Consider the following 26,305-nt stretch of genomic DNA (forward strand, 5'->3'; position numbering starts at 1 on the left):
CTATGCCCTTACTTCTCCGGCGTCGACTGGTGGAAGCGCAACCGCCAGCGGCCGTCGTCGAGCAACCAGATGGAACTCCTCAAGGCCGAGCCGGTCCGCCCGTAGCTTCTGTAGTTGAGCAGCATGGTGTTGCTGGAGAGGCGCTCCGCGGAAATGACCTCGATCTCCGCGGTTTCGCCCGGATTTCCCTCCAACGCCATCATGAGTTCGTCCCGGGACCAGACACGTCCGGAGCTGCCAATCTCGGTAAAGTCGGGGTGGAGCAGCATCCCTGTACGTCCAAGGTCTCCCCTGACGTCGGGCCTCAGGAGCTCCCTCTCAAGAAGAATGACGGTCTCTTCGTCCGAGCGCCTGCCGTCCTGGCCAAGGACCGCTTGTTCGTCGTCACCGGCGAAGAGGGTGGGCTCGATGAACGCCTCCTGCTCCGCGAACTCCGCCGTCGCGTTGAGCAACGGCGACCCGTCCGAAAGGTCCTGGCCGCCGAACAACGTCAGGTCTTCATCCGGCGCATCGGCGTCGTCGTGATCGTCGTCGAAAAGCGAGGGCGCCTCCACAGGCACGGTACGGGTTGACGTCGTGCGAGCTGGTGGCGTGCCGGCCGATGATGTGCGTGGCAAGGACCGTGCAGCTTCCGCTCCGGGATATCCGGGTCCGCCGGGAGCGGCTATGCCTTGCTGGTAAGCGGTGGCCACCGCGCGGGCGCGATCGTCGGCAGCCTCGTTGAGGTCGTGGCCTGCGTGGCCCTTGACCCACTCGAACGTGTACTTGCGGCCGACAATGGCCTGGTCGATGTCCTTGAGGAGATCGACGTTCAAGACGGGCTTCCCGTCCGCTTTGCGCCAGCCCTTGCGCTTCCATCCGGGCATCCACTTGGTGATGCAATTGATGACGTACTGGCTGTCGCACAGAATCTTCAGCTCTTCATCGGGAACGTGTGCCGTGGACCGGAACAGGTCCAACACCGCCATGAGCTCGCCTTGGTTGTTGGTTCCGTGCGGCCACCCCCCGGCCCTCCAGCAAGAGTCGTTCACGTACCAGGCCCAACCGGCAGGCCCGGGATTGCCGAGGGCAGAACCATCGGCGGCAGCAATAATCGTCATGCTTTCCATCCTGCCAGACCACCCCGACACTCCCGGACCGCAGACGTGAGCGAGCGTTCCACCAAAACCCGACATAGGTGAGCGAGCGTTCCACCAAAACCCAATAAAGGTGAGCGGGCGTTCCGCCAAAACCCGATATAGGTGAGCGGGCGTCGTTAAACGGCGACGACGGCCCCCACCTGAGGCGGGGACCGTCGTCGTGCGTGTGGCTGGTGAGCTAGCGCGGGGGCTTAGAAGCCGCCCATGCCGCCCATGTCGTCGCCGCCACCCATGGCCGGAGCGTTCTTCTCCGGCTTGTCGGCAACAACGGCCTCGGTGGTCAGGAACAGGCCAGCGATGGAGGCTGCGTTCTGGAGAGCCGAGCGGGTGACCTTTACGGGGTCGTTGACGCCGGCGGCCAGCAGGTCCTCGTAAACGCCGGTTGCGGCGTTCAGGCCGTGGCCCGACGGCAGGCCGCGGACCTTGTCGATGACAACGCCCGGCTCGAGGCCGGCGTTGTGGGCGATCTGCTTGAGCGGAGCGTCGATGGCAACGCGGACGATGTTGGCGCCCGTTGCTTCGTCGCCTTCGAGCTGCAGGTTGGCGAATGCCTTGGCACCGGCCTGGATGAGGGCAACGCCACCACCGGCGACGATGCCTTCTTCAACGGCAGCCTTCGCGTTGCGGACTGCGTCCTCAATGCGGTGCTTGCGCTCCTTGAGCTCTACCTCGGTTGCGGCACCGGCCTTGATGACTGCAACGCCGCCGGCCAGCTTGGCCAGGCGCTCCTGCAGCTTCTCGCGGTCGTAGTCGGAATCGGAGTTCTCGATCTCGGCACGGATCTGAGCCACGCGGCCGGCGATGGCGTCGGCGTCGCCGGCACCTTCGACGATGGTGGTCTCGTCCTTGGTGACAACAACCTTGCGGGCGTTGCCAAGCAGTTCGAGGGTTGCGTTCTCGAGGCTGAGGCCGACCTCCGAGGAGATGACCTGGCCGCCGGTGAGGATCGCGATGTCGGCGAGCTGCGCCTTGCGGCGGTCACCGAAGCCCGGAGCCTTGACGGCAACGGACTTGAAGGTGCCACGGATCTTGTTGACGATCAGGGTGGCCAGGGCCTCGCCCTCGATGTCTTCGGCGATGATCAGCAGCGGCTTGTTGGACTGCATGACCTTCTCCAGGACCGCAACGAGTTCCTTCACGTTGGAGATCTTGGAGTTGACGATCAGGATGTACGGGTCCTCGAGGACCGTTTCCTGGCGCTCTGCGTCGGTGACGAAGTAGGCGGAGATGTAACCCTTGTCGAAGCGCATGCCCTCGGTGAGTTCAAGCTCCAGGCCGAAGGTGTTGGACTCCTCGACCGTGATGACGCCTTCCTTGCCGACCTTGTCCAGGGCTTCAGCAATCAGGTTACCGATTTCGGTGTCGCCGGCGGAGATGGAAGCCGTGGCTGCGATCTCTTCCTTGGTCTCGATCTCCTTGGCGGAGGCGAGCAGCTCGGTGATGACGGCTTCAACAGCCTTCTCGATGCCGCGCTTGAGGGACAGCGGGTCGGCGCCGGCAGCTACGTTGCGCAGGCCTTCCTTGACGAGGGCCTGGGCCAGGACGGTGGCGGTGGTGGTGCCGTCGCCAGCGACGTCGTCAGTCTTCTTGGCAACTTCCTTGACCAGCTCGGCGCCGATCTTCTCGTAAGGATCGTCCAGCTCGATCTCCTTGGCGATGGAAACACCATCGTTGGTGATCGTGGGGGCGCCCCACTTCTTTTCGAGGACGACGTTGCGTCCACGCGGGCCGAGGGTGACCTTGACGGCGTCGGCGAGGATGTTCAGACCCCGCTCGAGACCGCGGCGTGCCTCTTCATCAAATGCAATGATCTTGGCCATAACGGCGGTAGTCCTTTCGGGACAGTCGTTAAGAAGGTGCCTTCACTGCGGTGCCCGCGACGGACGATCCTTCGCGTTCGGCCTCTGTACGCCGCGCGCTCCGGATCTCACCCCAGCAAGGTTTTCTTTGTTCTCCCAGGCACCCACTATTTCCAGACGGCCGGAGCCATGAAGAATTAGCAGTCAGTGCTCGAGAGTGCTAATCAATAATTAGCACTCACCCGAGGAGAGTGCAAGCAGCAAGCGAGGGAAAGTGCTCGCCACGCCAGGGGAATTCGCTACGGGCACAAGCCGATCACGGAGTCCGCGAGGCGGTCTCCTTGCCACTCACCCGCGCAGTGTTGTCAGCTCCGTAGGTGAAGACCATGTAATTGGACGATGTCACGTCGCCGTTGGCGTCGAACCCGATGGTGCCGGACTCGCCGTCGTAATCCGGGAGCTTGGCCCCCTTCAGCACCTCGATGCAGTCCTTGTATGACGTACAGGACGTGCGTTCCTTGGTTGCCGCATCACCCGACGCCGGACGTGCCCCGCCGGACACGGTGGTGAGCCAGGCAGCGATCGAGCCGCCCGCGTCGTCGCCCGCCGCTGCGGCCGCGAGGGCCGCGAGGGTGACGGCGTCGTACGTTTCGGCGGCGTACGTCGTGTCCTTGAGTTTGGGGTCGATGCCGGTCAGGTCCGCTTGGAACTCCGCACTCGGGAAGACGCCCGGAAGAATTCCCCGCGCGCCGTCGAGGCCGCCGGCTCCGAGCGCGGTTCCGTATTGGCGGATGGCACCGTCGCTCAAAATCAGGTTCTTGCCGCTCAGCCCCGCGTTCAAGAGCTCGGCCAGGGCGCCTTGGGCGCCATCACGGGCAACCACGACGACGGCGTCCGGCGTGCCGGACTTGATGCTCGCCGCGGCGGGAGCTGCTTTGCCGGCCGTGAATTCAGTGTTGGACACTGCCTCCATTCCAAGGCTGCGGGCAGCGTCCATGACCGCTCCGGAAACACGGGTGCCGTAGTCCCCGGCTTCGTGAAGGACGGAAATTCTCTTGGCGCCGCCGTCGTGGGCAAGCTTCGCCAGGACGCTCCCCTGTGCGGCATCAGCGGCCGACGTACGGAAGTAGAACCTGCCGTTCTTGTAGCTGCTCAGCCCCGACGCCGTGTTGGCCGGAGAGATAAGCGGAATCCGGGCAGGAGCCAGCACATCGATGGCGGCGGGTGCGTGGCTCGAATCCGTCGGGCCCACAACGACGTCGGCGTGGGCCGAAAGCAAAGCCTTGGCTTGCGTGGCTGTATCGGCAGTGAAGGCCGCCGCGCCGGCCCCTTGGCCGGCGCTGCTGCCTTCACCGGCCGCGGATTCCGGGAGCAACTCGACCGGGCGGTTCTTGTAGCCGCCGGCGTCGTTGATCTGTTTGACGGCCAACTTTGCCGCTGCCAGTTCGGACTCGTTGAGGAAGGCGGAACTACCCGTATTGTCCAGAATTACGCCGACGCGCAGGACGCCGTCGCCGCTCGGGGTAACGGAGCTGAGCCGGGCGTTGCCAAGGGGGGCGGAACACCCGGCCAGTCCCAGCGCCAAGGCTGCAAAACCTGCAAGGAGAGGTGCTGCCAACGATGCCCGGGACCGACGCACCCCAAGAGGCCAGGACTGCCCTGTTGCCGCAACACCCACTAGATAAGCCGCACGCTTTCTGCCTGCGGGCCCTTCTGGCCCTCGCCCAGTTCGAAGTCGACCCTTTGTCCTTCTTCGAGCGCACGGAACCCATCCATCTGGATGGCGGACCAATGCACAAAGATATCGTCACCGGATTCATCCACGGTGATGAATCCGTAGCCCTTTTCGGCATTGAACCATTTGACGGTTCCCAAAGCCATGATCCCCACACTTTCAACTAGCTGTGGCCGGCTTCCGGGATCTCCGGGCCAGCTCACAACTACTGTAACCACAGTCACGTTGCCGTAGCGCAACCTTGGGTGCAGGTGGCCGCAATGTTATTGAGGCGTAACCGAGTTCCTACTTGTAACCGGGGCCGAGAACAACAACTACGGGCTGCTGGAACTCGGCGCTGTCCACAAGGTTGGAGATGCCCAGCAATTTGCCGAGCGCTTCGGCGTTGCCCTTCTGGGCCGCGCCTTTGTAGAAGACCGACGACGTCTGCTGGGGCATGCCGCCCCAGTTTGCGACCGTGGACAACGGCCATCCCCCGCCTTGCACCATGCCGGCCACACGGGCAGCCAGGCCGCCGGTGGTGGTGCCGTTGTAGACCGCGACTACGGCGGTCTTGTCCAGTGGGGCCGTGGTGGGGGTCGGCGTGCTTGAGGGAGTGTCGCTCGGGCTCGGTTGCCCGGATGCCTGCGCCGAGCTATTTGGTGACGGCATGCTGCTCGCAGAGGGCGACGCCCCGGCACTCGGCTTCGAGGTGCCCGCCGTGGCGACGGCTTGCGGCGTCGTCGATGAGGTGAATCCCAGCTTCGGAAGGACGAGGAACGCAACGAGGCCGACAGCCAGCGCAATGCCGCCCAGGAGCAGCACCGGCCACAAGGCTGCGCGGGAAGCGGACGCGACGAGCCTGTGGACACCTTGGCGCGATGAGCTCTGCGGGACACGGTCGAATTCATCCCGGGCAAATTTGGTCATGGTGAAGCCTTGTCCTTGCTGCTTGCTTGCTGGGGGATCAGCGGATGCTTTATGCGTCGGAACCGAGACGGCGCGCTGTGCGGGCCCTCTGACGTGACATACGTAGTCTACGCAATCTCTTGACCAGCATGGGATCGTGCGCCAGTGCTTCCTCGGTGTCGATGAGGGCATTGAGGAGCTGGTAGTAGTGGGTCGCGGACAGATCGAAGAGCTCCCGCACGGCCTGTTCCTTGGCCCCGGCGTACTTCCACCACTGCCTCTCCAGGGCGAGCATCTGCTGTTCACGCTCGCCGAGCGGCGAATCGCTGCGGAGTCCGGCGGACAGGTCTTCGAGCACCAATCCAGTTGCTTCGGACGCCATGGGTTCCCGTGCGGGTTCTGCCACGACACACTCCTTTGACGCATTGACTGAAAAATGTCCCCCGCCCATGGTAACGGGCGAATAACACCAATGTCATTTGCCCCGCCGCGGGAGCACTCGCCCCAGGGTTCGCTTTCCCCAGATGCCCCAGGGCAGGGACAATGACTGGGTGGCAGGCGAAGAAGCACTATTTGAGCTTGAATCCGAGGATCACTCCGTTGAGTTCGAAGCACTCCCGGGAATGGCGTTGGCGGAGCTCATGGCGCCGGACTGGGCCGACGCGCTCTCCGGCGTCGAGGACGAGTTGCGCTCAGTGCTGGCTTTCGTGGCGGCCGAGGCCAGGCGCGGAACCCCGGTGCTGCCTGCGGCGTCCAACCTCCTTCGCGCCTTCCGGCAGCCGCTTGCCGACGTCAAGGTGCTGATCCTGGGCCAGGACCCCTACCCGACGCCGGGACACGCCGTCGGGCTCTCTTTCGCGGTTTCCGGGCCAACCCGGCCCATCCCCCGCAGCCTCTCGAACATCTACCGGGAAATGGAGGCCGATCTCGGGCTCCCGCCGCGGGTCCACGGTGATCTTTCGGCTTGGACAGGCCAAGGAGTACTCCTCCTGAACAGGGTGCTAAGCGTCGCGGCCGGCGCGGCCGGCTCGCACCGGGGCAAAGGTTGGGAGGCCATCACGACGGCGGCCGTCACCGCCGTCGCCCGCCGCCGCAATGCCGCAGGGCAGCGGAGTCCGCTCGTCGCGATCTTGTGGGGCAAGGACGCCGAATCGGTTGAGCCACTGCTTGAAGGCGCCGCTGTGATCTCTTCCGCGCACCCCAGCCCGCTCTCCGCGTCGCGGGGTTTCTTCGGCTCGCGCCCGTTCAGCCGGACCAACGCCCTGCTCCGTGCGCAAGGCGCAGATCCCGTCATCTGGGAACTTCCACCACTGCCCTAGCTTAGGCTTGCCTACATGACATCTTTGCCCGCGACGTCGTCTGCATCCCGCAATACCCGCCCCCAAGTGAATCTCACTGTGCTGCGCACGGAACAGCTTTCACCCCACATGGTGCGGATCATTGCTGGCGGACCCGGTTTTGCCGGTTACGCGAACAACGACTTCGTGGACCGGTATGTGAAGATCGTGTTCCCGCAGCCCGGCGTCGACTATGAGCTGCCGCTGGACCTTTGGGCCATCCGCGAGACCATGCCGCGCGAACAGTGGCCTTACACCCGCACCTACACCGTCCGTTGGGTGGACCAAGCTGCGCAGGAACTGGCGATCGACTTTGTGGTGCACGGCGACGAGGGCCTTGCAGGCCCCTGGGCCCTGGCGGCCCAGCCCGGAGACACGCTTGTTTTCACGGGTCCCGGCGGCGCCTACAACCCGGCGCCCGACGCCGACTGGTACCTTTTCGCGGGCGACGACGCCGCGCTCCCGGCGATCGCCGCAGCAATCGAGTCCCTGCCGGCCGACGCCAAGGGCATGGCTTTCCTCGAAGTCGATAGCGACGCCGACATCCTTGCCATAGCGGCCCCCGACGGCGTGGAGCTGCGTTGGCTCCTTCGCTCCGGAGTCCCGGCCGGATCCAGCTCGATCCTGCTCGATGCCTTGGGCGAGGCGGAGTGGCTGCCCGGCCGCGTCGACGTGTTTGCGCATGGTGAGCGCGGCTACATGAAGGGCCTGCGGGACATCTTCTTCAAGCAGCGTGGGCTCGAGCGCTCCCAGGTATCGCTTTCCGGGTATTGGGCCCAGGGGCGCGTAGAGGACGATTTCCAGGCAGAGAAGAAACTCCCGATCGGGCAGATCTAGGGCGCAGGTTAGCGCCGGCGCACCCGGCGGCGCTCGTTGCTGGCCAGCCCCTTGGTCAGCGGCCGGGCGAGGTTGTCGCCCAGCACGATTCCTGCGGCCACGCCCAGCACGATCGCGCCTGCGTTCAGCATGCCGCCCGAACCGAGCAAGACGTCTGCTTCCTGCACCGTCAACACATACATGGAACGGAATATCTTCAGACCGGGGAGCAGGATGAGGGCGGCCGGGACGGCCACCACCAACTGCGGGGCCCCCAACCTGAGCGCGACCATGCGGGCGAGCAGGCCGATGATGACAGCGGAAATCGCCGGAGACAGCCGGTCTCCGAAGCCGAGGTTGGAAGCCCCCCACAAGACGAAGTAACCCACCAAGCCCACCGCCGCCGTCGGGAGCAGAAGTTTGAGGAGGGTCTGCTCGGTGATGCCGATGGCAATCACGCCAATGGCGATCAGGATTGCCTGGCCCCACAATGGATACGCCTCGGGGAATGTTTGCGTGACGTCGATCGCGACGCTGCCGATGAGGTCACCCACAACCACCGCGACGGCGATCCCAGCAACGATCGCGCCGAAGGTCAGGATGGTGGACAGGAAACGTCCGGCCGCAGTCACGGGGAATCCGTTGATGGCATCCTGCACGGACGACACAAGCCGGCCCGTGGGCAACAGCAAGAGGATGCCGCCCGCCACCACGATCGACGGCGGGATGTCCGCCCCGGCCCAATGGAGCATGAGCGCGATGAACGTGACAAGGAATGAGCAGGCCGCCGTCACGAAGAAGTCGGGCGTGCGCCACTTGCCCAATTGCCGGGCCACGAGATTGACGAGCATGTTGGAGACGAACGCCAGGGCAGACGCTCCCAGTCCCCCGCCCAGGACCCCGACGAAGACGGCGGAGAAGACGCCGTACGCCATGGTGACCATCCACCGCGGGAAGGGCTTGCTGCTCCTGATGATGTCGTCCAGCCGGCGCACTGCCTCGGCCCTGCCCACCCCGCCGGCCACGATATCCGTGACGAGCTGGTGGACCTGCGCCAAGCCTGCGTAGTTGTTGGTCCAGGAACGGACCACCCGGAGCAGGGTCAGGGGGGTCTGGTCCTTGGGCGCGTAGTTGATCTGGACTGACTGGTTGGTGATGTCCACTTCGATGTTCTTCAACCCGAGTGCCGCCGTGACCGCGATGATGCTGGTCTCGACCTCCAGGGCACCGGCTCCGTACCGAAACATCGATTCGGCCATGTGCAGTGCGAAGTCAATGGTCTTGCGGGCCGAAGCATCGACGCCGCCCACGTGGATGATGGGGTTGGCGTAGGGACTGCCCGCCAGGCGGTCGACGATGCTCATGGGAGCGGTGGGAGGATTCTCGCCCTGCACGAGCCTGCGGAGCATGCGCTTGGCGTTGACATTCTGGCGCACCTGGGATGGCTTCAGCGGCTGCGTCTTGGGCAATCCGTCAGTGTTGGGCCTGTGGTCGGGGCGGTCAGTCACGCGGGTGTTCCTCCAAAGGGCGTGGTTCCTCCAAATACGGTGTCATGCACATGCGGGTAGGGGGCGTTGAGATCCTGGTAGAACTGCTGGCCTAGTAGAACTGTTGGCCCGTGCGGCGGGTGTAGATCTGCCGCGCGATTCGTTCCCCGGCCGCAGTCCATAGCTTGTACTTCAGCGGGCTGATGACTTGGTCGTAGCAGCCGACGAAGTCGGTGACGGTCTTGCTGAAGCTGGTCTTGAACAAGCCAAGCCCGTGGAACGGGTGCGAAGTGTCTTTGAGCCGGTCCGCGGGCGGAGTGCCGCAGAAATCGTACTCAGTGCAACCCAGTTCCTTGACCTGGTTGATGGCTGACCACTGGACCAGGTGCGAATCGCCGTACTGCGCGCGCTTTTGCAGCGATCCGCCGTCCTTGTAGGTGCCCTTGCGGCCATAGTTGATGACGAAGGCTCCGACAGACGGGACACCGTTTTCGAAGACAAACAGGAGCCTGCCCTGACCACGGTCAATGAAGTTGGTCCAGAACTGGCGATAGTACCCGAATTCACGGACCCGCACCTGGGACTTCGCCTCGACGGTATTGGTCATCAGCGCATACATGGAACGGAAGTTCTCTTCCGTGGGTTCCATGGTGTGGACTTCCACGCCTTCGCGGATAGCACGGCGAACGGCGTTGCGGCCGCGGGAATGGAGGTTGCGCAGCAGCTGGTTCTCCTCGGGTGAGATGTCCAGCAGGGCTGTGGAGTCGTTCGGCTGCAGGTTGGGGGTCTTCACTGCTCCGGTGGCTTCAATCGCATCCCGTGCTTCGCTGCTGAGGACGATGTCCGGCTCGATTTTCACGGCGAACACGCCAAGCTTGTCCCGCTTCACGAATTCCCGGTTGGCTTTGATGATCCCCGGAATGTCCTCGACGCCGGCAACATCGGGGCCCTTGATGAGGTACCAGAGCTTGCCGAGCAGCGGGAACGACTTCTCCAGGACGAGGTTGTAGCTGCTGTAGTCCCCGGTCTCGTACACGAGATGCAAGGGCTTCCAGCCGAAGTGTTGCTTCACGTCCGCGAACGCCTCGGATTGGAGGAGGTTACCGCCGTTGGGGTTGGCTGTGACGTGTTTGTCCCAGTGTTCGATTTCCTCGGCGGTGGCAAAGCGTGCGGTAAATTCTCGCAAGGGGGCCGTGTCCAATCAGTTGCGTACATGAGGCAGCAGGCACCGGTGTGCGGCGCAGGCGTTCAGCTCCAAGTCTATCGGCCACCATGGAGAGCTAGGGAATGGCCGGTTTCAACGCCTCCCCGTGGATGGCAGATCCGGGCCTCACAGCCAGGGCAAAGGTTCCCCAAAGTCCACAACTATTCCGGTGGCGGAGAGTGGTCATAACAACACCTGAACCAGGAGGATCCGATGATCGTCTACCGCCCCATTCCGCCACTCACCGCCGGCCGCAGCAACAGCTTGTGGTCGGTAGTCGCCGCCATGGCATCCGCGGCATTGCTCGGCCCGGCCTGGCCGTCCGGTACCCGCCGCTTCGACCATCAGGAAGCGGTCGTCAGCACTCCACGACGTTGACGGCGAGGCCGCCCATGGCGGTTTCCTTGTATTTGGAGGACATGTCCTTGCCGGTTTCGCGCATGGTCACGATGACCTCGTCCAATGAGACGCGGTGGGTGCCGTCGCCCCAGAGCGCCATCTTCGCGGCGTTGATGGCCTTCGCCGCGGCGATCGCGTTGCGTTCGATGCACGGAATCTGCACGAGTCCGCCGATCGGGTCGCAGGTGAGGCCCAAATTGTGTTCCATCGCGATCTCGGCCGCGTTCTCCACTTGTCCCGGGGAGCCGCCCATGACTTCGGCCAAGCCGGCGGCGGCCATCGAGGAAGCAGAACCGACCTCGCCCTGGCAGCCCACTTCGGCGCCGGAGATCGAGGCCTGCTCCTTGTAGAGCACACCGACGGCGCCCGCGGCGAGCAGGAACTTCACCACGACGTCGTCGCGGTCCTGTTGCGTGGCCTTGTCCATGCCGGGGGCGAAGTGCAGGGCGTAGTACAGCACGGCGGGGATGATCCCGGCGGCGCCGTTCGTGGGCGCAGTGACCACGCGCCCACCCGAGGCGTTCTCCTCATTCACGGCCAGGGCGATCAGGTTCACCCATTCCTGCCAGTACTTCGGGTCGTAGTAGTCCGGGTCCTGGTCTTTGGATTCCTTCAGGAGCCGTTCGTGCCAGTCCGGTGCCCGACGGCGGACCTTCAGCCCGCCGGGCAGCACGCCTTCGCGCTTGAGGCTGACTTCGACGCAGCCCTCCATGACGGCCCAGATGTGGAGCAGGCCTTCGCGGATTTCCTCTTCGGTCCGCGAAGCCCGTTCGTTGATGAACATGATGTCCGAAATGCCGAGTCCCTTGGAGGAGCAGCGGCCCATCAGTTCGGCGGCAGTGCGGAAGGGCAGCGGAAGTTCCTTCTTGGACTCCTCCAGTTCCTTCTGGGCTGCGTCCTCTTCGCCTTCGCGGACAATGAAGCCACCGCCCACGGAGAAGAACGTGGCCTCGTGCAGCACCTCGCCGTCAGCGTCCGACACGGAGAACTTCATCCCGTTCGTATGCCGGGGAAGGACCGTGAGGGGGTGCAGGATCATGTCCGCTTCCCCATAAGGCAGGGATACCCCGGATTCGGGATCGACGGCGCCGCCAAGGTTCAGCTGGCCGGTCTCCGCGATCGACGCAAGCCGCTCCTCCACTTCATCGGGGAGGATCTGCTCGGGGTGGTAGCCCTCCAGGCCCAACAGCACCGCGGTCATGGTGCCGTGCCCCCGGCCCGTCGCAGCCAGGGAACCGTACAGGTCAACGCGCAGCGAAGCCACGCGCTCCAGCTTTCCCGAAGACTTGAGCTCCCCGGAAAACACCGCAGCAGCCCGCATTGGCCCCACGGTATGCGAACTCGAAGGACCAATCCCAATAGAGAAAAGATCGAAGACGCCAACAGCCATGTCGGATTCCTTAGTTAGTTGTGGTCGGGTTGGGAGGGTGCCGGACATCCTCTGCATGCTCGGTCGCGAAGACGCCCGCTGAGCGGACGTGACGCTCCCTTAGACGCATGCTGCCGGATGCCCGGCGCCCTCCGGCGGGCCGACAGGCCGCGGTTTTCGAAAGCGTGCGTCAAAGCGACGAAGGAGCAGCACGCGTGAAAACTGGGGTCTGCCGGACCCGACAGGATTGCCGGGTCCGGAGAACCTCAGCTGAGGTTCGCGACGCCCGGGTAGAGCGGGTGCGCGGCGGCTAGGGCGTCGACGCGGTGACGCAGGCCGGAGAGGTCGGCGTCGGCGTCGGCGATCAGTGCCTCGGCGATGATGTCCGCAACTTCACGGAACGCCGCTTCACCGAAACCGCGGGTTGCCAGTGCCGGGGTGCCGATCCGCAGGCCGGAGGTCACCATCGGCGGGCGCGGGTCGAACGGAACGGCGTTCCGGTTGACGGTGATGTCGATCGCGGCGAGGCGGTCCTCGGCTTCCTGGCCGTTGAGTTCGCAGTTGCGCAGGTCCACGAGGACCAGGTGCACGTCCGTGCCGCCGGAAATCACGTTGATGCCCTTGGCAGTGACGTCATCCTGGACGAGGCGCTCGGCCAGGATCCGGGCACCGGCCAGGACGCGTTCCTGGCGTTCCTTGAACTCCGGCGAACCGGCGATCTTGAAGGCCACCGCCTTGCCGGCGATCACGTGCTCCAACGGTCCACCCTGCTGGCCCGGGAAGACCGCGGAGTTGATCTTCTTGGCGATGTCGGCGTCGTTGGAGAGGATGATGCCGCCGCGCGGACCGGCGAGGGTCTTGTGCGTCGTCGACGTCGTCACGTGCGCGTGCGGGACCGGGGACGGGTGCAGACCGGCGGCCACGAGGCCGGCGAAGTGCGCCATGTCCACCATGAGGTACGCGCCCACGAGGTCGGCGATGCGGCGGAACTCGGCGAAGTCCAGCTGGCGTGCGTAGGCGGACCAGCCGGCCACGATCAGCGCCGGCTTGTGCTCGAGCGCCAGTCGCTCCACTTCGGCCATGTCGATCCGGTGGTCCTCTTCGCGGACCTGGTACGGGATGACGTTGTACAGGCGGCCGGAGAAGTTGATCCGCATGCCGTGGGTCAAGTGCCCGCCGTGGGCCAGGTTAAGGCCCATGATGGTGTCGCCCGGCTTGATGAGGGCGTGCATCACCGAAGCATTGGCCTGGGCGCCGGAGTGCGGCTGCACATTCGCGTACTCGGCACCGAACAGGGCCTTCACACGGTCGATCGCGAGTTGCTCGATGACGTCCACGTGCTCGCAGCCACCGTAGTAGCGCTTGCCCGGGTAGCCCTCGGCATACTTGTTGGTCAGCACCGAACCCTGCGCCTGCATGACAGCCACGGCGGTGTGGTTCTCGGATGCGATCATTTCCAGGCCCGAGCGCTGACGGTTCAGCTCGTCGTCGATCTTCGCCGCGATCTCGGGATCCAGTTCGGACAACACGGTGTCCAGGCTCGGCGAAACTACCTGCTCGAACACGGTGGTTCCGTTTGCCGCGCTCACAGCTCGCCACCGTTCTTTGAAGCGTATTCCTCGGCGGAAAGCAGCGGACCGTCGGACTCGGCGGCCACCTTGAAGAGCCAGCCCGCGCCGTACGGATCGTTGTTGATCAGGGCAGGATCGTCGACGACGGCCGGGTTGACTTCCGTGACCTCGCCCGTCACCGGGGAGTACAGGTCCGAGACGGACTTGGTGGACTCAACCTCGCCGCAGGTCTCCCCCGCCGTCACAGCGGAACCGACCTCGGGCAAGTCAACATACACAATGTCGCCGAGGGCATCGGTTGCCACGGCGGAGATGCCGACGGACACAAGGTTGCCGGCTTCGCGGGCAACCCACTCGTGCTCGTCGGAGTACTGGAGTTCAGGTGCAACTTTTGCCATGTTTTTTCCTTTGCGTTGGTCTAAGAAAACAGTTGTGGTCAGGTTACGCGGCGGGGGCCACCATCCTCGGCGTGCTGCTCCTTCGTCGCTTTGACGCACGCTGCCGGATGCCGCTCCCCCACCGCTAGAGGCTTGTTCAGTTTTCGGGGCCAGCGGTTCCGGAAAAGAACGCTGGCCCTTCGGGATTCAGTTATGGGCCCGTGGTTCCCGTGGGCCGAGCTGCGGGAGGTAGCTCATCTTCCAAAAACCTAGGGCCATCGAACGCGACCGGTGCAAGGTTCGCAACAGAAGCACCAAGGGTGAGCCGAGGTCCATACGGTCCGCCCCTTCTGTTCGATGACCACCCATCAGTTCGATAACCAAAGGTGACGAGGACGGCCCCATCGGGACCGGCATCCGGCAGCATGCGTCTAAGGGAGCGACACGTCCGCTCAGCGGGCGTCTTCGCGACCGAGCATGCAGAGGATGTCGGACCCGACGGGCAAAACGCAACCACGGTCACGCACCAATCGGAACCGTACGGGGGCCTACTTAACCCGCTTATAGAACGGCAAGGCGACAACTTCGAAGGGCTCGGCCTTTCCGCGCAAGTCTACGTCCAGAGCCGTGCCCAATTCGGCGTGTTCGACGTCGACATAGGCCAACGCTACGGGGTAGCCGAGGGTGGGGCTGGGCTGGCCGGAGGTGACTTCGCCGACCACGACGCCGTCCTTGAGGACCGGGTAGTGGCTGCGGCCGGCGCGGCGGCCCAGGCCCTTGAGGCCGACCAGCTTGCGGCCGCTGGTGGAACCGGCGCCCTCAGCCTTCAGGGCTTCCAGGGCAGCACGGCCCACGAAGTCGCTTTCCTTGGCGAGCGAGACAACGGGGCCCAGGCCTGCCGAGAAGGGGTTGCCTTCGCGGGAGAGCTCGTTGCCGTAGAGCGGCATGCCGGCTTCGAGACGCAGGGAGTCACGCGACGCCAGGCCGGCCGGGATCAGCTCGCCGTCCTCGGCAACTTCCGCGATTGCTTGCCAGAGGGCGGCAGCGGCGTCGTTGTCCACGAAGATTTCGAAGCCGTCCTCGCCCGTGTAGCCGGTGCGGGCGAGCAGCAGTTCCGTCGTGGTCCCGGCGAAGCTGAAGGGCACGTCAACCGCGGCGTAGTACTTGAGCCCGGTGACGAGGGAGTGCTGTTCGGCCGGGACAAGGCGGAGGAGGATTTCTTCCGCTTTGGGGCCCTGGACGGCGATCAGGGAGGTTGCCGCGGAGGCGTCCTCGACGACGACGTCAAAGTTGGCGGCCCGCTGCGCCAGTGCCTCGGCCACAACCTTGGCGTTGCCGGCGTTCGGAACCACCAGGAAGGTGGAATCGCCGCGACGGTAGGTGATGAGGTCGTCGATGATTCCGCCGTCTTCCTGGCAGATCAGCGAGTACTTGGCCTTGCCGACCGACATGGCGGAGATCTTGCCCACCAAGGCGTAGTCCAGGAAAGCGGCGGCTTCCGGGCCGGTGACCCAGACTTCGCCCATGTGGGAAAGATCGAACAGGCCTGCGGACTGACGGACGGCGTGGTGTTCGGCCAGTTCGGAGGAGTACTTCAGGGGCATCTGCCAGCCACCGAAGTCGGTGAAGGAAGCGCCGAGCTTCTTGTGCTCTTCGTAGAGCGCAGTGTAGTTCTCAGTCATTGCGTCAGTCCTTAGTTCTCGAAGGCTTCGATCGGAGGGCAGGAGCAGACCAGGTTGCGGTCGCCTGCGGCGCCGTCGATGCGGCCTACGGGCGGGAAGTACTTGTCCTGCTTGAGGTGGTGGACCGGGAAGACGGCCTGTTCGCGGGAGTACTCACGGTTCCAGTCGGAGGAGACGACGGCGGCCGCGGTGTGCGGTGAGTGACGCAGCGGGCTGTTCTCCACCGTGAAGTCGCCGTGGGCAACCTGGTCGATTTCCTTGCGGATGGTGATCATGGCTTCGATGAAGCGGTCGATCTCCCCGAGGTCCTCGGATTCGGTGGGCTCCACCATCAGGGTGCCCGCTACCGGGAACGCCAGGGTGGGTGCGTGGAAACCGTAGTCGATGAGGCGCTTAGCCACGTCCTCGGCGGTGACGCCGGTCTTGGCCGTCAGTTCGCGCAGGTCCAGGATGCACTCGTGGGCCACGAGTCCGCCTTCGCCGGTGTAGAGAACGGGGAAGTACTCGTTGAGGCGGGAGGCGATGTAGTTCGCGGCAAGCAGAGCGGACTTCGTGGCCTCGGTGAGGCCTTCGCCGCCCATGAGCTTCACGTAGGCCCAGGAAATCGGCAGGACTCCGGCCGAACCGAAGCGCGAAGCCGAGATGGGCACGTCGCTGCCTTCGGTCCAGGCCGCGGCATTGCCGGGCATGAACGGGGCCAGGTGCGCCTTGGCCGCGACCGGGCCGACGCCCGGTCCACCGCCGCCGTGCGGGATGCAGAAGGTCTTGTGCAGGTTCAGGTGCGAGACGTCGCCGCCGAACTTGCCCGGCTGGGCCAGGCCGACCAGGGCGTTCAGGTTGGCGCCGTCGATGTACACCTGGCCGCCGGCTGCGTGCACGGAGTCGCAGACCTCGCGCACGTCGGCGTCGTACACGCCGTGCGTGGACGGGTAGGTGATCATGATGGCCGAGAGGACGTCCTTGTTGGCGTCGATCTTGGCCTGCAGGTCCGCGTGGTCGATGGTGCCATCGGCGGCCGTGGCCACGACGACAACCTTCATGCCGGCCAGCACTGCCGAGGCGGCGTTGGTGCCGTGGGCGGACGCCGGGATGAGGCAGACGTTGCGCTGCAGGTCACCGCGGGAGTGGTGGTAGCCGCGGATGGCCAGCAGGCCCGCGAGCTCGCCCTGGGAACCGGCGTTGGGCTGGATGGAGACCTGGTCATAACCGGTGATCTCGGTCAGCTGGGATTCCAGGTCCGTGATGAGTTCACGCCAGCCCTCGGTCTGGGAATCCGGTGCGAACGGGTGGATCGAAGCGAATTCCGGCCAGGAGATGGCTTCCATCTCGGCGGTGGCGTTCAGCTTCATGGTGCACGAACCCAGCGGGATCATGGTGCGGTCCAGCGCCAGGTCGCGGTCCGACAGCTTGCGGATGTAGCGCAACAGCTGGGTCTCGGAACGGTGGGTGTTGAACACGGGGTGCTGCAGGTAGTCCGAAGAACGCTCGACGGCGACCTCCAGGGCGAAGCCCTCACCGTCACCCGACACCGTGGCACCGAAGGCGGCGACGACGTCGGCGACGACGGCCGCCGTCGTGGTCTCGTCAACAGAAATGCCCACAGTGTCGGCGTCGATGCCGCGCAGGTTGATGCCCTTGGCCTCGGCAGCAGCAACGATCCCGGCAGCCTTGCCCGGGACGCGGACGGTGATGGTGTCGAAGAAGCTGCCGTGCAGGACCTCAAGGCCCGCGGCCTTCAGGGATGCTGCCAGGGTGCGGGCGTGGTTGTGGGCGGTCTCGGCGATCGCCTTCAGGCCCTCGGGGCCGTGGTAGACGGCGTACATCGAGGAGACGATGGCCAGCAGTGCCTGCGCGGTGCAGATGTTGGACGTGGCCTTCTCGCGGCGGATGTGCTGTTCGCGGGTCTGGAGCGCGAGACGGTAGGCGGGAGTGCCGGCGTCGTCCTTGGAAACGCCCACCAAGCGGCCCGGCATCGAGCGCTCGAGGCCCTTCTGGACGGCCATGTACGCGGCGTGCGGGCCGCCGAAGAACAGCGGCACGCCGAAGCGCTGGGTGGAGCCGACGGCGATGTCGGCACCCTGCTCGCCCGGAGGCGTGATCAGGGTGAGGGCGAGGAGGTCGGCGGCGACGGTGACGAGGGCACCGCGTTCCTTGGCGGCGGCGATCACGGCGGAGTGGTCGAACACCCGGCCGGAAACGCCCGGCTGCTGCAGCACGATGCCGTTGATGTCGCCGTCGGGCAGGCCCTGGGACAGGTCGGCGATCTCCACCTCGAAGCCCAGCGCCTCGGCGCGGCCCTTCACGATCGCGATCGTCTGCGGGAGGCAGTCGGCGTCGAGCACGGTCTTGCCGTCGTGGGCCGTCTTGTTCTTGTTGGCGCGGCGCATCATGAGGACGGCTTCGGCGACTGCCGTGGCTTCGTCCAGCAGGGAGGCGTTGGCGATGGGCAGGCCCACGAGGTCCTGGACCATGGTCTGGAAGTTCAGCAGCGCCTCGAGGCGGCCCTGGGAAATTTCGGGCTGGTACGGGGTGTAGGCCGTGTACCAGGCCGGGGATTCGAGGATGTTGCGGCGGATCACCGGCGGAGTGACGGTGTCGTAGTAGCCCTGGCCGATCATCTGCACGGCCGTCTTGTTCTTGGAAGCCAGCTTGCGGAGTTCAGCAAGGACTTCCACCTCGCTGAGGGCGTTCTGGAGCGTCAGTGCGACGTCCTGGCGGATGTCATTGGGAACCGCGGTGTCTACGAGCGAATCGACACTGTCGTAGCCAACAGACTTGAGCATGATGTCAATGTCGGCCTGGCGGCGGGCGCCGATATGCCGGTCAACGAACGTGGTGGAGGTTGAACTAACCGTCACGAAGGAACTCCATTTATAAGGCGGCGTGGGTACGCCACAGCTAATCGGATTCCTCCCCGCTCTGTATTGGACCTGAGAGTTTCCGCGAAACGTGCGTATGGCACTGTCCGCTTGCACCGTCGGTGAGCGCGCGTCAGCGTGCTGCTTTCCAGAGTTGCCTTGCCGCGGCGGTGCGTGGGCCTGAGAGATTCCTGGGGAGGATTTGCTCCTACGGCGCCTGCATCACATGCCTGCAGGACTCTCCCGCCGCAGATCAAAGGCGTATTCAATTGTGTGAATCGACAGTGGTTGCCGGTGACGGCTGCCACAACTACCAATTGTCCTATGGACTGCCCGCGTCCGCAAATAGGGTCAGCGAGCCGCCCGGCTTTCCCAACTAGCTCGCACTAGATGTCGTTTTGGAGCGTCTAAACGACAACAACTGCGGGGCCCACGCCGCCAGGGTTCCCTGGCCGAGCTTGCGAGGCGAGGGTGGCGGTGGGGATAGTTGGGTCGGGACTCAGCTGCGGAGGCGTTCGACGGCGGCCAGCAGCGCACCGACGTCGGCGCCCCTCGCGCTGGCCTTGACTTCCGTATCACCGGCGCCGCCTTCGAGCATTGCGTTGAAGTAGAGTCCATCGCCCATGTACCGGACGGCCTTGGCCATTTCCGGCCCGACTTCCTCGGCGAGCACATCGAGCCATTGTTGCTGGATTCCCGCGAAGCGCCTGCGGGTTTCTTCGTGGGCTACTTCCGCGAGACGCGTGGCTGCCACAAACACGCGGTCCAAGGGCGTGTCGGCCCACAGCGAGGACTTGATGAAGAACGCGGCAGCACCTTCCGGGGCCGCCTTCATTGCCTCGATGTCCAGCGCGGCCAGCCCGTCCATGCGCTCGAGCAAGGAGCTGATCATGGCTTCCTTGTTGGGGAAATGGTAGAGCAAGCCGCCCTTCGAGACGCCGGCGCGCTTGGCGACGGCGTCCAGGGTGGCAGCCCGCTCCCCCACCTCGATCAGCAGGGCTTCAAAGGCATCCAGGACAGCGTCCCGGGCAATAGGTTTTCGCGGCATGGTGTCCATCATCCCTTAGTTCGACGCGGCCGTTCGATGAGTCAAATTGAAACTATACCGTCCAGACGGTACAGTTATGTTCATGTTCAACCCGTCCACAACCCAGCACCCCCGTACCCCTTCGATCCAAACCGCCCCGTGGCGCGATTGGGCTGCCTTGGCACTCCTGATGTTCCCGGTGCTGCTGGTGGCTGTGGACAATACGGCGCTGACGTTTGCCCTGCCGGAAATCGCCCGGTCGCTGGAAGTCGGGGGCGTGCAGCTGCTGTGGGTCGTGGACGCCTATCCACTGGTGCTCGCGGCACTGTTGGTGTCCATGGGAAACCTGGGTGACCGGATCGGTCGCCGCCGCTTGCTGTTGATCGGCAGCACGGGCTTCGCGGCCGTTTCCGCGGCCACTGCCTTCGCCCCATCGGCTGAATGGCTCATTGCCGGACGCGCCAGCATGGGCATCTTCGGAGCCATGCTCATGCCGTCCACGCTGTCGTTGATCCGCAACATCTTCCCGGAACCGAACCGCCGCCGGCTCGCGGTTGCCGTGTGGGCCGCGGGGTTCTCCGGCGGCGCCGCGCTCGGGCCGATCTTTGGCGGCTGGCTCGTGGAGCACTTCTGGTGGGGAGCCGTGTTCCTGGTCGCCGTGCCGCTGCTGCTGCCCCTGCTCGCCTTCGGTCCGTCGCTGATCCCCGAGTCCAAGGACCGCAACCCGGGCAAGCCGGACGTTCCCAGCGTGGTGCTGTCCATCCTGGCCATGGCCCCCGTGGTTTACGGCATCAAGGAGGCCGCCGTGCACGGGTTCGGTCCGGCTCCCGCGGCCTTCATGGCGTTCGGCCTGGCCATGGGAATTGTCTTCGTCCGGAGGCAGGGCTCGCTGGCATCGCCCATGTTGGACGTTCAGCTTTTCCGGAACAAAGTCTTCAGCACGGCGATCACGGCCAACGTCCTGTCCCTGTTCTCCATGACGGGATTCATCTACTTCTTTGCCCAGCACTTGCAGCTGGTGGAGGGCCAGTCCCCCATGCAGGCCGGGATCGCGATGGTTCCCGCCCTGCTTGCCACGATTGTGGCAGGCCTGGTGGTGGTCCCGTTGGTCAAGCGGATCCGCCCTGGCCTGGTGGTGGCATCGGGGCTGGCGCTGAGCGCGGTGGGATACCTCGTGGCGGCCATGGGAAACCACAGCCAGGGGCCGGGGTACCTTTTGACGGCGCTCCTGCTGCTGGCCATCGGGGTTGGCTCGGCGGAGACCATCTCCAACGACCTGATCCTTGGCGCGGTTCCTGCCGACAAGGCGGGCGCGGCATCGGCGATCTCGGAAACCGGCTACGAACTCGGATCACTGCTGGGCACAGCCGTGCTCGGCTCCATCCTGACGGCGTCCTACCAACACCATTTGCTGCTTCCGGTCGAACTGTCGGCCCACGCGGCAGAACGCTCGCGGGAGACACTCGCCGGAGCCATGGACACCGCGTCGGCCCTCCCCCAGCCATTGGGCGACGCCCTGAGCACCGCTGCGCGTGCCGCCTTTGAATCGGGCGTCCACATCACGGCAGCGATCGGGCTGGTACTGATGGCGGGAGCGGCAGTCCTTGCCGCCGTCGTGCTCCGCCGCGTGCCGACCGCCAAGTAGGCGGGGTCTAGACTGCCTGGTTCAAGGCGGCATCCGGGGAGCTGAAGCTGCGGGTGATTCCGCCCAGGGTGGCGGTGGCGAGGGTCGAGAGGTAGTCGTGCCGGCGTCGGGCGGTTATCCGCGACTGGGGCTCGAAGGACTGTTCGGGGTCGTCGGCGTAATGCGCGGACAGCCCGTCGCGCATGAGCCGGATGCCCTCGGCACGCTGCTGCGAGACCGCCGCGTGCGTGGACCCGAGTTCCTCGGCGAGTTCCTTCACGGTCCGGCCTCCGAAGTAGATCTCCTCGACGACGTACCGCATCTTCTCCGGCAACGCCTCGACGGCGGCCCGAAGGTACTTCAGGCGCTCATCGGCCAGGACCGAGTGCTCCGGGGAGATGGTCTCCGCCGCGACCGTGTCCACCACGACGTCATCCAGCGGCGACAGCGTCCGCGCGGCATCGGCCAGGGCGGCCTCCACCACGCTGCGCTCAACCCCCAGGGCCGAAGCGGTCTCGGCCACCGACGGAGTGCGGCCAAGCACACCGGAGAGCGTTTCCTGGACCGACATGGTTTCCTTGATGCGTTTGCGCGCCGAGCGCGTGGCCCAGTCGCTGGCCCGCATCTCGTCCGCGAAAGCCCCGACGATCCTTCGGCGCGCAAACGCGCCGAAAGGGACTCCGAGGTCCGGATCGAAAGAATCGGCAGACGTAATCAACGCCACCGACCCCACCGACGCGAAATCGTCGCGCGACAAATGAGAAGCCCTCGCGCAGAGCTCCGACACCAAATAGCCAACGAGCGGTAAGTGCTGCAGCACCAGCTCGTTGCGTTCTTCGCGATTCAAAATTAGTCCCCCCATGAGACCTGTTTATTGAGTTGCCAAGCCTGATTCCAGGGGCTTCATGGGCGAGCTGCTGAGACGATGCAGCGTGCCGAAGATTACACGGAACAGACATGTATTCAGTGAACATACCATCTGAAAAATAACAATGCGTGTACGCTCATGAAAAAGATACAAAAGAGGCCGCGGAACCATGTTTCGTAGACCAAACCGGGGAATGGGGAACCGTGGGGGCGGATGAGCTTTCGGCGACGCTGTGGCGTGAGCGGAGACAGCTGGAACTGCTGTTGTACCGGCTCGAAACGCAGTTGCTGCACGTCCGGGCAGGCAATTGGCATTGGCTGAAATTCACTGCCGCCGACGTGGAAAAAGTCCTGGAAAACCTCCGGTTCGACACGCTTGCCCGGAACATCGAGTCGTCCGCGCTGGCCATCGAGTGGCGCCTGTCGGCCAACGCAACGCTGCCCATGATCGCTTCAATGGCCCCGCCCGGGATCTGGCCGGAACTGCTTCAGGAACACCACCATGGCCTGGTCCTTCTGCTCAAGCAGGTCGAATCAACCGCGGCCGCCAATGTCGAAGCCCTCCTGATGGGGCCACAAAGCGCCGGGAACCAGCAGCTTGGCTCAGTAGAGCCCGGCGACAGCATGGCGCCGGGAGCGGTGGCGCATGCCGACACCGTGGATGACATGACACTCCTTGCGGAAAGTGCCAACATCGAGCGGGCACTGGCCGTGACGAGGGATTGCTCGCTGCCGCTCCTCGCAGAGTTCGTGGGCTTGGCTTAAGGCCCGGCCTATTCCTTGGGGGGCTTCCGTGCCGGCGGACGCAGCCCGGCAACGAGTTCCTCGGCGTCGGGGCCGGCCTGGGCGGCAGCGAGGTTGGCCGCGGCGATCGCCTCAACCACTTCGCGACGTTGGATGGACACCCCGCGGGGCGCCTCGATCCCGATCCGCACGCCGTCGCCGCGGCCTTCCATGACGGTGATGACGATGTCCTCACCAATCATGATCTGTTCGCCCGGCTTGCGTGTCAGTACCAGCATGCTCTCAATCTACCTTTCCAAGCACGGCAACGCGGGCGGGCTTGCCGTCCACCCACCCGATGGGTACGCCGAGTCCGTTGACCGTCTCGGGACTTCCGGTCTCCGACGCGCCGAAAACGGCAAGGGCGTCGACACGGACGCGCTCGGCGGCCAGGGCTGCGGAGAGCGCCCGGATCCAGGATGCCGTGTCTTCAGCTTTCCGCCCGGCGTCGACGACCAGCCACAACTGGTCTGGCGCGAGGGTGGCGATGTCCGCCGCATGCGTCACGGCTTCGCCTTGCCTGCCGAGCCCGTAGGCCACCAGCACGGTTTGGCCGGTGACGACCGCCTGGGCACGGGCCGCCGTCGCGCCCTGGCGCCCCGTCACATGGAGGTGGCCGAAAGCAGTCAGGGCCCCGGACGTCCGGACGTCGAAGCCGCCCCCTGCGATGGACAATTCCAATGCAGTCCCCAAGGCGTCGTCGCCGAGGCCAAGCAGGATGACGAGGTTGCCGCTGCCGGCCAATGGCGCCGGTACGGCAGCCAGCGCCGGTACGGCCGTTGGAGGCGCCGCTGGAACGGCGTGCCCGACGACGACGGGCGGCAACGCGGTCAGCGTCCCTTGCACTGGTGCTCCGGACGTCGGCGCCCGGAATTCCTTCCCCAGTTGCTCCAATATCCCGGCGAAATCCGGGGAGGCCGTGGAAACGACTGCCTCCGGCCGGTGCATGTCCATCTCGGCCGCGTCGGCTTGCTCCAGGAGAGCGGCAATCGCGGGCCCCTGCAACGCATGAGCCTCACCGGCAGCGCGCACCTCCCCGCCTGCGTGTGCCTCCCAACTGACTCGCAGTTGTTGTCGTTCTGGGCCCTCAGAACGACAACTATTGCCAGCTAGTTGGGATGGAACCTCGATAGTGGCCTCGTAGCGATTGGCTGCGAAGAGCCCGGCGATCCCGGGGTTGGTGACTTTCTCGGCTGAGACGATCCGCGCGCCCGGCCCGTATTGCTGCTCGGCCTTCACCCGGATGTCGTCCAGGGACGTGCCCTTAAGCTTGTATTGCTTCGGCATGGCGGACCACCCCCACGGTCTCGATCTGGATGTTTGCGGACGTCACTTCACGGTAGGACAACACGGGAATGCCGCCGTCGGGAGCTGCCACGAGGCGCCGGACCGCCGGCCGCAGCGCCGGGGCGCACACCAGAACGGCCTGCCGTCCTGCATTCGCCGCGGTCTCCACCGAAGCCTGCACGGAGGCCAGGACGGCGTCCAGGCGAGCTTGGCTCATGACAATCTGGGTACCCCCTTCGGCCGGGCGCATGTCTTCGAGCATGGACTGTTCCAGGAGCGGATCGATCATGATCACATTGAGCATCGTGCCGTCGAGGAACTTGGCCGCGAGCGCGGGACCGAGGGATTGCCGGGCGGTTTCGATCAAGGCCTCGGGCTCGGTGGAAACCTTGGCGCGCAAGGCAAGGGCCTCGTAAATGCGGGGAAGATCGTTGATGGGGACCTGTTCTTCGAGAAGGCCCTGCAGCACCCGCTGCACCTCGGCGAGGGACATGAGCCCGGGAATGAGTTCCTCGACGGCGGCCGGGCTCTGTTTGCGCATGCCTTCCGTCAGCACCCGGACGTCTTCGCGGGTGAGGAGCCTCGCGGCGTTGGCGGAAACAATCGACGACAAGTGGGTCACCAGCACGGAAACCCGGTCGATCACGGTTGCCCCGGTCATTTCCGCACTGTGGCGCATCTCGGTGGGAATCCATTTTCCGGCCAGCCCGAAGACCGGTTCCACCGTGGAGGCACCGGGTAGCGCGTCGAGGTAGTCGCCGAGGGCAAGCAGCTTGCCCGACGGCGCCGTGCCGCGTCCTGCTTCCACTCCGGCAATGCGGATGGCATAGGTGGCCGGTGGCAGCTCGGCGTTGTCGCGCGTGCGGACGGGCGGAATCACGATCCCCAACTCCATGGCGATCTTGTGGCGCAGGGAGCGGACGCGGGCCAGGAGGTCGTCCGAGGCCCCGGAAACCATGTCAACAAGGTCCGGAGCCAGCAGGATCTCGACGGGATGGATGCGCATGTCCTGCATGAGCCGCTCGTTGGGGTCCTCTTCGGAGCTCAGGGCGGCTGTTTCCTGCGCGTCCTCCGCCTCGCTCTGTTTTTTCTGCTGGGCAGCCAGGCGCCTGGAACCGAACAACAGGAAGGCGCCCACCAGCAGGAAGGGAACGATGGGCATGCCGGGGATGAGCGCCATGGCGACGGCGGCCAGTCCCGCGATGAGCAAGGCGTTGGGCGACTGCATGAGCTGCGAGGAGGCCGTCCGGCCCATGTCCTCTTCGGCATTCGACCGGGTGACGATCATGCCGGTGGACACGGCCATGAGGAGGGCCGGGATCTGCGTGACGAGCCCGTCGCCCATGGTCAGCAGGCCATAGGAGTTCAGCGCATCGCCCACGTTCATGCCGCGCTGCAGCACGCCGATGGCAATGCCGCCAACGAAGTTGATGATGATAATGATGATGCCGGCGATCGCGTCGCCCTTGACGAACTTCGAGGCACCGTCCATGGCGCCGTAGAAGTCGGCCTCGGCGGAGACCTCGGCGCGGCGTTTGCGGGCCTGGACATCCGTGATGAGGCCGGCGTTGAGGTCCGCGTCGATGGCCATCTGCTTGCCGGGCATGGCGTCCAGGGTGAACCTTGCCCCCACCTCGGCCACGCGTTCGGCGCCCTTGGTGACCACCACGAATTGGATGACCACCAGGATGAGGAACACCACGGCGCCAATGATCATGGAGCCGCCCACGGTGACCTTGCCGAAAGCGTCGATCACTTGGCCGGCGAACCCTTGTCCCAGCACCAGCCGGGTGGACGCCACGTTGAGCCCCAGCCGGAACAGCGTGGCCACGAGCAGCAAGGACGGGAAGACGGAAAAGTCCAGGGGTTTCTTGACGAACATGCTGGTGAGCAGGACCAGGAGGGCCAGCAGGATGTTGCAGACGATCAGGAAGTCCAGCAGCGGGGCCGGCACGGGAACCACCAGCAGCAGCACGATGCCCACGATTCCCACCGGCACGGTGAGCCTGGCGAATCTGTTGTTCATTGCGGTGTCCTGTCCGGGGTGGCGTGGTTG

Annotated in this window: 23 protein-coding genes and 2 riboswitches; of the genes, 5 read left to right on the forward strand and 18 right to left on the reverse strand. The window is 65.1% G+C overall.

The window, feature by feature from the left end:
• Positions 1 to 8: 8 nt before the first annotated feature.
• From ACSBOX_RS16830 to ACSBOX_RS16855, 6 genes are all read right to left on the reverse strand, one after another.
• The gene (locus tag ACSBOX_RS16830; RefSeq protein ID WP_442543471.1) at positions 9 to 1,100 is read right to left on the reverse strand and encodes an RNase H family protein; all 1,092 of its coding nucleotides are present in this window, start codon (positions 1,098 to 1,100) and stop codon (positions 9 to 11) included.
• A 230-nt stretch (positions 1,101 to 1,330) separates the two neighbouring features.
• Positions 1,331 to 2,959: a chaperonin GroEL gene (gene groL, locus ACSBOX_RS16835; protein ID WP_442543472.1), complete on the reverse strand. Its 1,629-nt coding sequence runs from the start codon at positions 2,957 to 2,959 to the stop codon at positions 1,331 to 1,333.
• Positions 2,960 to 3,254: 295 nt separating this feature from the next.
• Complete coding sequence (locus ACSBOX_RS16840) at positions 3,255 to 4,577, reverse strand: ABC transporter substrate-binding protein (protein ID WP_442543473.1); 1,323 nt, start codon at positions 4,575 to 4,577, stop codon at positions 3,255 to 3,257.
• Between the two features lie 38 nt (positions 4,578 to 4,615).
• On the reverse strand, positions 4,616 to 4,819 hold the full coding sequence (locus ACSBOX_RS16845) for a cold-shock protein (protein WP_059388209.1): 204 nt from the start codon (positions 4,817 to 4,819) through the stop codon (positions 4,616 to 4,618).
• A 139-nt stretch (positions 4,820 to 4,958) separates the two neighbouring features.
• Complete coding sequence (locus ACSBOX_RS16850) at positions 4,959 to 5,582, reverse strand: LytR C-terminal domain-containing protein (RefSeq protein ID WP_442543474.1); 624 nt, start codon at positions 5,580 to 5,582, stop codon at positions 4,959 to 4,961.
• A gap of 49 nt (positions 5,583 to 5,631) precedes the next feature.
• Positions 5,632 to 5,967: a DUF3263 domain-containing protein gene (locus ACSBOX_RS16855; protein ID WP_059388211.1), complete on the reverse strand. Its 336-nt coding sequence runs from the start codon at positions 5,965 to 5,967 to the stop codon at positions 5,632 to 5,634.
• A gap of 118 nt (positions 5,968 to 6,085) precedes the next feature.
• On the opposite strand from ACSBOX_RS16855, the gene ACSBOX_RS16860 reads away from it, so the two are divergent.
• Positions 6,086 to 6,880 carry a uracil-DNA glycosylase gene (locus ACSBOX_RS16860; RefSeq protein ID WP_442543475.1) on the forward strand — a complete coding sequence of 265 codons (795 nt, stop codon included), beginning with the start codon at positions 6,086 to 6,088 and terminating at the stop codon, positions 6,878 to 6,880.
• Positions 6,881 to 6,895: 15 nt separating this feature from the next.
• Positions 6,896 to 7,735 carry a siderophore-interacting protein gene (locus tag ACSBOX_RS16865; protein WP_442543476.1) on the forward strand — a complete coding sequence of 280 codons (840 nt, stop codon included), beginning with the start codon at positions 6,896 to 6,898 and terminating at the stop codon, positions 7,733 to 7,735.
• 8 nt (positions 7,736 to 7,743) lie between these two features.
• On the opposite strand, the gene ACSBOX_RS16870 is transcribed toward ACSBOX_RS16865, so the two are convergent.
• Together ACSBOX_RS16870 and ACSBOX_RS16875 are read right to left on the reverse strand one after the other, a co-directional pair.
• Entirely contained in the window at positions 7,744 to 9,222 is a 1,479-nt protein-coding gene (locus tag ACSBOX_RS16870; RefSeq protein WP_442543477.1) for a threonine/serine ThrE exporter family protein, read from the reverse strand.
• A gap of 91 nt (positions 9,223 to 9,313) precedes the next feature.
• Complete coding sequence (locus ACSBOX_RS16875) at positions 9,314 to 10,387, reverse strand: lipid II:glycine glycyltransferase FemX (RefSeq protein ID WP_442543478.1); 1,074 nt, start codon at positions 10,385 to 10,387, stop codon at positions 9,314 to 9,316.
• A gap of 231 nt (positions 10,388 to 10,618) precedes the next feature.
• Between ACSBOX_RS16875 and ACSBOX_RS16880 the strand changes: the two genes are divergently transcribed.
• On the forward strand, positions 10,619 to 10,783 hold the full coding sequence (locus ACSBOX_RS16880) for a hypothetical protein (RefSeq protein ID WP_442543479.1): 165 nt from the start codon (positions 10,619 to 10,621) through the stop codon (positions 10,781 to 10,783).
• Here ACSBOX_RS16880 and ACSBOX_RS16885 read toward each other — a convergent pair.
• The 6 genes from ACSBOX_RS16885 to ACSBOX_RS16910 form a co-directional block, all read right to left on the reverse strand.
• Positions 10,764 to 12,194: an L-serine ammonia-lyase gene (locus ACSBOX_RS16885; protein WP_442543480.1), complete on the reverse strand. Its 1,431-nt coding sequence runs from the start codon at positions 12,192 to 12,194 to the stop codon at positions 10,764 to 10,766. The genes ACSBOX_RS16880 and ACSBOX_RS16885 overlap by 20 nt on opposite strands.
• A 245-nt stretch (positions 12,195 to 12,439) precedes the next feature.
• Positions 12,440 to 13,762 carry a serine hydroxymethyltransferase gene (glyA, locus tag ACSBOX_RS16890; RefSeq protein ID WP_442543481.1) on the reverse strand — a complete coding sequence of 441 codons (1,323 nt, stop codon included), beginning with the start codon at positions 13,760 to 13,762 and terminating at the stop codon, positions 12,440 to 12,442.
• Positions 13,759 to 14,142: a glycine cleavage system protein GcvH gene (gene gcvH / locus ACSBOX_RS16895; protein ID WP_442543482.1), complete on the reverse strand. Its 384-nt coding sequence runs from the start codon at positions 14,140 to 14,142 to the stop codon at positions 13,759 to 13,761. The genes glyA and gcvH overlap by 4 nt, the downstream gene beginning before the upstream one ends.
• 527 nt (positions 14,143 to 14,669) lie before the next feature.
• Positions 14,670 to 15,803, reverse strand: a complete 1,134-nt coding sequence (gene gcvT, locus ACSBOX_RS16900; RefSeq protein WP_442543483.1) for a glycine cleavage system aminomethyltransferase GcvT — start codon at positions 15,801 to 15,803, stop codon at positions 14,670 to 14,672.
• 11 nt (positions 15,804 to 15,814) lie between these two features.
• Entirely contained in the window at positions 15,815 to 18,661 is a 2,847-nt protein-coding gene (gene gcvP / locus ACSBOX_RS16905) for an aminomethyl-transferring glycine dehydrogenase (protein WP_442543484.1), read from the reverse strand.
• A gap of 51 nt (positions 18,662 to 18,712) precedes the next feature.
• Positions 18,713 to 18,818: riboswitch (glycine riboswitch) on the reverse strand.
• A 1-nt stretch (position 18,819) separates the two neighbouring features.
• Positions 18,820 to 18,917, reverse strand: a riboswitch (glycine riboswitch).
• Positions 18,918 to 19,160: 243 nt separating this feature from the next.
• Positions 19,161 to 19,709, reverse strand: coding sequence for a TetR/AcrR family transcriptional regulator (locus ACSBOX_RS16910; RefSeq protein WP_442543485.1), 549 nt, complete (start codon positions 19,707 to 19,709; stop codon positions 19,161 to 19,163).
• 82 nt (positions 19,710 to 19,791) lie between these two features.
• Here ACSBOX_RS16910 and ACSBOX_RS16915 point away from each other — a divergent pair, with 82 nt between their 5' ends.
• Complete coding sequence (locus tag ACSBOX_RS16915) at positions 19,792 to 21,333, forward strand: MFS transporter (RefSeq protein WP_442543487.1); 1,542 nt, start codon at positions 19,792 to 19,794, stop codon at positions 21,331 to 21,333.
• A 7-nt stretch (positions 21,334 to 21,340) separates the two neighbouring features.
• Here ACSBOX_RS16915 and ACSBOX_RS16920 read toward each other — a convergent pair whose 3' ends face one another.
• Entirely contained in the window at positions 21,341 to 22,174 is an 834-nt protein-coding gene (locus ACSBOX_RS16920; RefSeq protein WP_442543488.1) for a sigma-70 family RNA polymerase sigma factor, read from the reverse strand.
• A 209-nt stretch (positions 22,175 to 22,383) separates the two neighbouring features.
• Here ACSBOX_RS16920 and ACSBOX_RS16925 point away from each other — a divergent pair, with 209 nt between their 5' ends.
• The gene (locus ACSBOX_RS16925) at positions 22,384 to 22,944 is read left to right on the forward strand and encodes a hypothetical protein (protein ID WP_442543489.1); all 561 of its coding nucleotides are present in this window, start codon (positions 22,384 to 22,386) and stop codon (positions 22,942 to 22,944) included.
• A gap of 8 nt (positions 22,945 to 22,952) precedes the next feature.
• Here the strand turns inward: ACSBOX_RS16925 and ACSBOX_RS16930 are convergent, their stop codons facing one another.
• The 3 genes from ACSBOX_RS16930 to ACSBOX_RS16940 are packed head-to-tail and all read right to left on the reverse strand — an operon-like array spanning position 22,953 to position 26,275.
• Entirely contained in the window at positions 22,953 to 23,201 is a 249-nt protein-coding gene (locus ACSBOX_RS16930; protein ID WP_442543490.1) for a carbon storage regulator, read from the reverse strand.
• A gap of 4 nt (positions 23,202 to 23,205) precedes the next feature.
• Positions 23,206 to 24,249, reverse strand: coding sequence for a hypothetical protein (locus ACSBOX_RS16935; RefSeq protein ID WP_442543491.1), 1,044 nt, complete (start codon positions 24,247 to 24,249; stop codon positions 23,206 to 23,208).
• Entirely contained in the window at positions 24,227 to 26,275 is a 2,049-nt protein-coding gene (locus ACSBOX_RS16940) for a flagellar biosynthesis protein FlhA (protein WP_442543492.1), read from the reverse strand. The genes ACSBOX_RS16935 and ACSBOX_RS16940 overlap by 23 nt, the downstream gene beginning before the upstream one ends.
• Positions 26,276 to 26,305 lie beyond the last annotated feature (30 nt).

It is taken from the genome of Arthrobacter sp. KN11-1C, assembly GCF_052180225.1.
Classification (GTDB): domain Bacteria; phylum Actinomycetota; class Actinomycetes; order Actinomycetales; family Micrococcaceae; genus Arthrobacter.

Coding starts and splice junctions, on each gene's coding strand:
- ACSBOX_RS16940 (WP_442543492.1), bottom strand. CDS start 26,275: ATGAACAACAGATTCGCCAGGCTCACCGTGCCGGTGGGAATCGTGGGC.
- ACSBOX_RS16935 (WP_442543491.1), bottom strand. CDS start 24,249: ATGCCGAAGCAATACAAGCTTAAGGGCACGTCCCTGGACGACATCCGG.
- ACSBOX_RS16845 (WP_059388209.1), bottom strand. CDS start 4,819: ATGGCTTTGGGAACCGTCAAATGGTTCAATGCCGAAAAGGGCTACGGA.
- ACSBOX_RS16830 (WP_442543471.1), bottom strand. CDS start 1,100: ATGACGATTATTGCTGCCGCCGATGGTTCTGCCCTCGGCAATCCCGGG.
- ACSBOX_RS16865 (WP_442543476.1), top strand. CDS start 6,896: ATGACATCTTTGCCCGCGACGTCGTCTGCATCCCGCAATACCCGCCCC.
- ACSBOX_RS16915 (WP_442543487.1), top strand. CDS start 19,792: ATGTTCAACCCGTCCACAACCCAGCACCCCCGTACCCCTTCGATCCAA.
- groL (WP_442543472.1), bottom strand. CDS start 2,959: ATGGCCAAGATCATTGCATTTGATGAAGAGGCACGCCGCGGTCTCGAG.
- ACSBOX_RS16880 (WP_442543479.1), top strand. CDS start 10,619: ATGATCGTCTACCGCCCCATTCCGCCACTCACCGCCGGCCGCAGCAAC.
- ACSBOX_RS16885 (WP_442543480.1), bottom strand. CDS start 12,194: ATGGCTGTTGGCGTCTTCGATCTTTTCTCTATTGGGATTGGTCCTTCG.
- ACSBOX_RS16910 (WP_442543485.1), bottom strand. CDS start 19,709: ATGCCGCGAAAACCTATTGCCCGGGACGCTGTCCTGGATGCCTTTGAA.
- gcvT (WP_442543483.1), bottom strand. CDS start 15,803: ATGACTGAGAACTACACTGCGCTCTACGAAGAGCACAAGAAGCTCGGC.
- ACSBOX_RS16930 (WP_442543490.1), bottom strand. CDS start 23,201: ATGCTGGTACTGACACGCAAGCCGGGCGAACAGATCATGATTGGTGAG.
- ACSBOX_RS16920 (WP_442543488.1), bottom strand. CDS start 22,174: ATGGGGGGACTAATTTTGAATCGCGAAGAACGCAACGAGCTGGTGCTG.
- ACSBOX_RS16850 (WP_442543474.1), bottom strand. CDS start 5,582: ATGACCAAATTTGCCCGGGATGAATTCGACCGTGTCCCGCAGAGCTCA.
- ACSBOX_RS16860 (WP_442543475.1), top strand. CDS start 6,086: ATGCCCCAGGGCAGGGACAATGACTGGGTGGCAGGCGAAGAAGCACTA.
- gcvH (WP_442543482.1), bottom strand. CDS start 14,142: ATGGCAAAAGTTGCACCTGAACTCCAGTACTCCGACGAGCACGAGTGG.